General features: G+C 71.6%; 7 protein-coding genes. 6 read left to right on the forward strand and 1 reads right to left on the reverse strand.

The annotated features are described in order from the left end of the window. Positions 1–149: 149 nt before the first annotated feature. The 5 genes from IE195_RS20270 to IE195_RS20290 all read left to right on the forward strand — a co-directional run bounded on the left by IE195_RS20270 (position 150) and on the right by IE195_RS20290 (position 4,175). Positions 150–980, forward strand: coding sequence for an SDR family NAD(P)-dependent oxidoreductase (locus IE195_RS20270; protein WP_191273937.1), 831 nt, complete (start codon positions 150–152; stop codon positions 978–980). A gap of 106 nt (positions 981–1,086) precedes the next feature. After that, complete coding sequence (locus tag IE195_RS20275) at positions 1,087–1,350, forward strand: phosphoribosyl-ATP diphosphatase (protein ID WP_191273940.1); 264 nt, start codon at positions 1,087–1,089, stop codon at positions 1,348–1,350. Positions 1,351–1,441: 91 nt separating this feature from the next. Beyond that, the gene (hisG, locus tag IE195_RS20280; RefSeq protein ID WP_191273941.1) at positions 1,442–2,296 is read left to right on the forward strand and encodes an ATP phosphoribosyltransferase; all 855 of its coding nucleotides are present in this window, start codon (positions 1,442–1,444) and stop codon (positions 2,294–2,296) included. A gap of 281 nt (positions 2,297–2,577) precedes the next feature. Next, on the forward strand, positions 2,578–2,736 hold the full coding sequence (locus IE195_RS20285) for an LPXTG cell wall anchor domain-containing protein (protein WP_191273943.1): 159 nt from the start codon (positions 2,578–2,580) through the stop codon (positions 2,734–2,736). Then, the gene (locus IE195_RS20290; protein WP_191273945.1) at positions 2,733–4,175 is read left to right on the forward strand and encodes a glycosyltransferase; all 1,443 of its coding nucleotides are present in this window, start codon (positions 2,733–2,735) and stop codon (positions 4,173–4,175) included. Before IE195_RS20285 ends, IE195_RS20290 begins: the two co-directional genes overlap by 4 nt. Before the next feature lie 32 nt (positions 4,176–4,207). Here IE195_RS20290 and IE195_RS20295 read toward each other — a convergent pair whose 3' ends face one another. Further along, the gene (locus tag IE195_RS20295) at positions 4,208–5,689 is read right to left on the reverse strand and encodes a cellulase family glycosylhydrolase (protein ID WP_191273946.1); all 1,482 of its coding nucleotides are present in this window, start codon (positions 5,687–5,689) and stop codon (positions 4,208–4,210) included. A gap of 58 nt (positions 5,690–5,747) precedes the next feature. On the opposite strand from IE195_RS20295, the gene IE195_RS20300 reads away from it, so the two are divergent. Beyond that, a complete protein-coding gene (locus tag IE195_RS20300) occupies positions 5,748–6,320 on the forward strand; it encodes a hypothetical protein (RefSeq protein ID WP_191273947.1) in 573 nt (190 codons plus the stop codon). The last annotated feature ends 240 nt before the right edge of the window (positions 6,321–6,560 follow it).

Raw genomic sequence — 6,560 nt, forward strand, 5'->3', positions numbered from 1 at the left:
TTGCCCGGGGGAGTCCGTGCGGCCCTTTGTCCGGGAAACACCGCGTGGCCATCACCACCGCCCGGGCGGGAACCCCGCACCCCTTCGAGCCCTCCGCCGGGGCACGCGGGCCTCCGGTAGCCGGAACCGGACAGCCTACGCTGAGGGGCATGAGCGACACCGAGAAGGCCCCCGCCGCCCCCGACCACCCCAGGACCGCACTGGTCACCGGGGCCTCCAGCGGTATCGGTGAGGAGTACGCCCGCAGGCTCGGCCAGCGCGGCTACGACCTCGTCGCGGTCGCCCGCAGGGAGGAGCTCCTGACGGACCTCGCGCAGGACCTCCGGGAACGCTTCGGGAACGGGGTCGAGGTCCTCGCCGCCGACCTGGGCACCCCCGAGGGCCTCGCCTCCGTCGCCGAGCGCCTGGCCGCCGACGGCACCGGGAGCGCGGCCCCGATCGACCTGTTGGTCAACAACGCGGGGCGGGGCGACGGCGGCACCTTCGCCGAGCAGGACCCCGGCGAGATCGACGCCATGATCGACCTCAACGTCCGCGCAGTCCTCCACCTGGCCCGCGCCGTGCTGCCCGTCCAGATCGCCCGCCGCGCCGCCGGGTACGAGGGCAGGCTCGGCGTCCTGAACGTGTCCTCGATGGCCGGGGAGGTCCCCGCCAACCCCGGCGGCTCGGTCTACGGAGCGGGCAAGAAGTTCGTCACCCTGTGGAGCGAGAGCGTCGCCGCGGAGGTGCGCAGACAGGGCGTCCACGTCACGGCGGTCCTGCCCGGCTTCGTGCGCACCGACATGACCCGGGGCGTCCAGGACCAGGGGCTGCCGGAGTTCGCCTTCGTACCCAGGGAGCGCATCGTCCGCGACTCGCTGGCCGCCTGGGCCGCGGGGCGTTCGGCGGTCGTCCCCGGCGGCCAGTACAAGGTGGCCGACGGCGTCCTGCGGGTCCTGCCCCGCTCGCTGGTGCGCGCGCTCGCCCGCCGGATGGCCTGAGAGGCGCCCAGGACCTCTCGAATGCTGAGACTTCCGGTCCCCGGTTGGTCACGGGGAGTCGGATGCGCCTACTCTGGTACCGCACTGTCGGTCGAGGAAAGACACCATGAAGACCTTCGAAGAGCTGTTCGCCGAGCTGTCCGGGAAGGCGCGCTCCCGCCCCGAGGGGTCCGGGACCGTCGCCCAACTCGACGCCGGCGTCCATGCCATCGGCAAGAAGGTCGTCGAGGAGGCCGCTGAGGTCTGGATGGCCGCCGAGTACGAGTCGGACGAGCAGGCCGCCGAAGAGATCTCGCAGCTCCTCTACCACCTCCAGGTTCTGATGCTGGCCCGTGGGCTGCGCCTCGAGGACGTCTACAAGCATCTCTAGGGCCGCCTCCCGCCGCCGCCCCTCCCGGGCGCGGACGCGGACCGGCCCACCGGACGTCCCCGAAGCAGCAGGAACAACCAAGGAACCCACCATGCCCGACATGCTCAGAATCGCCGTGCCCAACAAGGGCCAGCTCTCCGAACCCGCCGTCCAGATGCTGGGCGAGGCCGGATACCGGCAGCGCAAGAGCAGCCGCGACCTCGTCCTGGTCGACCCCGACAACAACACCGAGTTCTTCTTCCTGCGTCCGAAGGACATCGCCGTCTACGTCGGCGAGGGCATCCTCCAGGCCGGGATCACCGGCCGCGACATGCTGCTGGACTCCGGCGCCCCGGTGGACGAGGTCCTTCCGCTCGGCTTCGGCGGATCCACCTTCCGTTTCGCGGCCCCCGGCGGCGGCCGGATGAAGGTCTCCGACCTGGAGGGCAAGCGCATCGCCACCTCCTTCGACGGCCTGCTCACCGCCTACCTGGACCAGCAGGGCGTCGACGCGCGCGTCATCCACCTGGACGGCGCGGTCGAGAGCTCGGTGCAGCTCGGTGTGGCCGACGCGGTCGCCGACGTCGTCTCCACCGGCACCACCCTGCGCAACGCGGGGATGGAGACCTTCGGCGACCCCATCCTGGTCTCCGAGGCGGTGGTCATCCGGCCCACGGACGCCCCCGAGGACCAGCAGATCGAACAGCTGCTCCGCCGTCTGCGCGGCGTCCTCGTGGCCCGCGACTACGTGATGATGGACTACGACGTGCACGCCGAGAAGCTGGAGCCGGCGGTCGCCCTCACCCCGGGCATGGAGGGGCCGACGGTCTCTCCGCTGCACCGCGAGGGCTGGGTGGCGGTCCGGTCGATGGTCCCGCGCAAGGACGCCCAGCGCATCATGGACGACCTGTGGCAGCTCGGCGCCCGCGCCATCCTGGTCACCGACATCTACGCCTGCCGCCTGTAGGCGTCCTCCCCGGCCCGGACCGCTCCGTTCGTGCGCGTCGTGCGGCACACACGCGCAGGCGGGAGCGCGGTCCGGCCCGGGGCCCTGCCGTGCCGGGTCGGGCCCCGGAGCGGCCCCGACCGGTCGCAGGGGCGTCCGGGCCCGCCCGCGGGAAGGCCTTCAGGGTCGTCATTGGGAAGAATTGACGGCTAGTTTGCCCTGGTCGGGATGTTGTTCGCGGCTTTTCCTCCCCTTCCGGAGGGAGAGTGTGAGCGAACCGCACCCGACCGAGGAGAGAGCCCATGCCCTACGGATCAGCGGCCGGACCCGGCGCCACCCTGGCGGCGACCGGGTTCGCCACCGGCTACTTCTGGCTCGTCGCCACCGGCCTGGTCCTGGTGGTGGCCGGCGCACTGCTCGTCCGGGTGACCTTCCGCCGCGGCGTCGGGCCCGTGGAATGACGGCTCCGGAAAGGGACCGCCCCGCCACGGTCCGCCGCCCCGCCCCCGAGGGCCTGCCGGCCACCCCCGAGCTTCCCGCCGCCCGCTGCGCGCCCCCCGGGGCCGCCGTCCTGTGCGGAGCGCTGGCCCTGGCCGGTTTCGCGCTCTGGGGGCTGCTGCACGTCTTCGGGGCGGTGTCCCACACCGGGTCCGGCGGGTCGAGCCTGGCCCTGGTCTGGCTGACCTGCTTCCTGCTGCTCTGGTGGGTGCCGCTCGCCTGGTTCGAGCACCCCGTCCGGGCGTCGCAGGAGCAGCACCGTGCTCTGGACGAGCTGACCGTGACGGTGCAGATCCCCGTCTACAACGAGGACCCGGAGATCCTCTGGGCCTGCCTGTGCTCGGTCCTGGCCCAGTCCCGGCCGGTCCAGCGGGTGCGGGTGGTCGACGACGGGTCCAGGGACGCGGAGACCGGCGAACCCGTCGACTACGCACAGATCCGTGACGCCTTCCTGGGCCGGGCCGAAGCGGCCGGGGTGGAGGCCACCTGGGACCGGGTGCCGAACCGGGGCAAGCGTTTCGCGCAGATGCACGTGCTCACCGAGGACGACGCCGACGTGTTCGTCACCCTCGACAGCGACTCGGTCATGGACCGCCACGCCGTCCGCGAGGGGATGGCGCCCTTCGCCGACCCCGCGGTGCAGTCCGTGGCCGGGCACGTCCTGGTCCTCAACGACCGGGCCAACCTGCTCACCCGGATGACGTGCCTGCTGTACCTGCCCTTCACCAGGGGCCTGCGCAGCGCCCAGTCGGTCATGCGCAGGGTCACCATCAACTCGGGGACGCTCGCCCTCTACCGCGCCGACGTCGTACGACAGAACGCGGGGGCCTACGAGAACGAGCACTTCTGGGGCCGTCCCATGCAGATGAACGACGACTCCATGCTCACCTTCTACGCGCTGCTGCGCGGGGACACCGTGCACCAGCCCTCGGCACTGGTGTTCACCCTGGTGCCGGAGAGGTTCGGACACTACTTCGGACAGCAGTTGCGGTGGATGCGGGGGACGACCGTCCGCCACCTGTGGTGGCTGAGGTACATGCCGTTGGGCGGGGTGGTGTTCTGGGTGACGGTCACCGAGTACCTGCACATGCTGCTCGGCGTCGCGGTGCCCGTGGCGATCCTGGCCGACCCCGGTCTGCGCGAGCAGTGGGGGGACATCGCCCTGGCCGCACTGGTGGTCGGCACGGCCATCAGCTACGTGATGGCGCTCCGGATCTTCGCGGTGCAACGGGAGGGCGAGTCGACCGGCTACCGGTGGCTGCTCTTCCTGTGCGCGCCGGCGGCCACGGTGTGGCGCATGGTCGTGCTGCGTCCGCTGTACCTCTTCGCGGTGCTCACCTGCCGCCGGATCGCGAACTGGGGCACCCGGGAGCGGGTGGAGGTCGCCGCGGCACGGGTCTGAGGAGGCGCGTCCGCGCCCGGGGCGCGGGGCCCTCACCCCGGAACGACGGTCATGGTGGTCTCCTCGCCCCCGGTGGAGCCCGGCACGGCCACGTGCAGCACCCGCATGTCCGCGTCCCAACGCGACGTCCACCCGCTGTCCCCGGCCGGGGTGTCCACGGTCAGCTCGAACCCGTCGCCGGGCCCGGTGCCGAAGGTGTCCTCCGGCAGGTACAGCTCGGTGGATCCGGACACCTCCGCGCGTTCGGTGTACCGGACCGACAGTTCGCCGGAATCCGTGTCGTAGCCCCACTCCAGGGGTTCACCGGCGATCGCGCGCGGGTAGGGCCGGTTCATCACGTCGGCTAGCGGCCCGGGAACGAGCCTGTCATCCTCGTCCCGCCCCTCCCACGGGCCCCAGCCGTCGAGGTCGTTGGACCAGTAGGCGCGCCCGGACGCCATCGTCTCGGTCTCCGCCAGCACCCGCCCGACGAACTCCGGAGCGCCCGCTCCGGACATGTCCAGGCCGAACTCGCCCAGCACGATCGGGGCCTCCAGGCGTTCCCCCACCAGTTGGACGCTGCGCGACCACGTGTCCACGCTCGTGTCGATCCGTTCCCTGGAGTCGCCCTCGTAGGACTGTCCCAGGTCCATGGGCAGCGCGTACAGGTGCGGGGCGTAGACGATGCGCGGATCGCCCTCGCGCGGGTCGTCGAGGCGGGGCAGGAAGGAGGGCAGCCCCCAGTTCACGCCCACGGCCTGGCCCTCCACGAAGATCCACGTGTCCTGGTCGACCGAGCGGATCCGTGACATGGAGCGGCGGTAGAGCTCGGCGAGCGGCCCGGTCTCGAAGTCGGCGCCCTGGAGGCTGCCGCCGAAGGGCTCGTTCATCAGGTCGTAGCCGAGCACCGACGTGTTCCCGGAGAACCGTGCGGCCACGTGCCCCCAGGCGTCGGCGTAGGCGTCCATCAGTTCCGGGTGTTCGCCGGTGGTGCCCCAGAAGTGGTCGAAGGACCGGATCACCCCGGGCTCCAGGTAGACGAGTTCCCACATCTCCTGACTCTCCACCGGTAGCCCGTCGTTGTGGGTGGCCCATGCGGGGGCTCCGTTGCCGGAGTGCTCCTCGGGGCTGGTGTGGCGGCCGTAGAGGTCCTGGTGCATGTCGAGCAGCACGTTGTAGCCCCGGTCGGCGTACCACTCGACGCGTTCGTCGACGGCGTCCAGGTAGTCCTCGTCGTAGACGCCCCGCTCGGGTTCCAGGGCCTGCCACTGGATGAGGAGGCGGACGAAGTTGGTGCCCGTGGCGTCGTACTCGGCCTGGACGTCGTCCTCGGTGATCCACGGCAGCCGGTCCGGGTCGTCCTTGGCCGAACCGGAGGTGTTGAAGCCGTGCAGGAAGAGCGCCCGCCCCCGTTCGTCGGTGACGTACCGGGTGGGGCCCGGGTCCTGCCGGGTGAGTGCGGCGGCACCGGTTCCGAGGAGGAGGATGACGGCCAGGGCGACCGGGAGGGTCCTGCGCTTGCTGATGCGCTGCATCTCGCTCCTGGGGGGTGGGGAGCAGGGGGGATGTGGTGATGAGACCTAAATCACTATCATGCAAAGGGTGAACATTCTCCGCAACAGCCTCCGAAACCCCCGGAATCTTCGAATCCCCGCCGTCACCGCGGTCGCGGCCCTGGTCCCCTGCCTGTTCTTCGGCAGCACCGCCTTCCTCGCCTGGCTGGGCGCCCGCGCTGCCTGGCTGACGCTGCCCACCTCGCTGGGCGTGCCCTTCGCCTTCCCGAGGCTGAGCTTGGCCGCCGTGGTCGGCCAACCCGGTTGGAGTCTGGCGACCGAACTCGCCGCGGTGCTGGTCCTGGCCGCCGTCGCCGCCTGGTGGACGCGGCGGGCGCTGGAGCTGCGCCCCGGAGCGAATCCGTGGCGGGTGCTGTTGTCCGCCTGGGTCGGGGTGCTGCTCGGCCTGGTCCTCGCCAACGCCCTGCGCGCGGGCCTCACCGCCCTGGCCGCGGGGGCGGGGGCGCTGCCGTTCCTGGCCTACGCCTTCGCCGGGGCTCTCTCCGGGCTGCTGTGGGCGGTCTGCCTGGGCTGGGTGTGCGCGGCCCCGGCGGCCCTGGTCCACCGGTTCACCGACCGGGCCCGGGGCGTGGGGGAGCCCGCCCCGACCTGACCCGGTCCCTTCCCGCGAGGACCTCGGGGCCCTCGGCCCGCGCGGCCCGCGCTTCCGGTCGGCCTGGCGGACGCAGAACCAGCGCTGGTGCCGGTCGGTGAGGTCGATGAGCCCGAAGCCCTGTTTCTTTTTCGCCGTGATCTTGCTACCAGGGGCGATTTCGGCGGGTGGTTTCTAGCATCTGTTGCAACGAACCTGATTCAGGGGGTAGTTGTGCCAGGTAAACGACTGTGTCGGGAT

The organism is Nocardiopsis terrae (genome assembly GCF_014651695.1).
Lineage (GTDB): Bacteria > Actinomycetota > Actinomycetes > Streptosporangiales > Streptosporangiaceae > Nocardiopsis > Nocardiopsis terrae.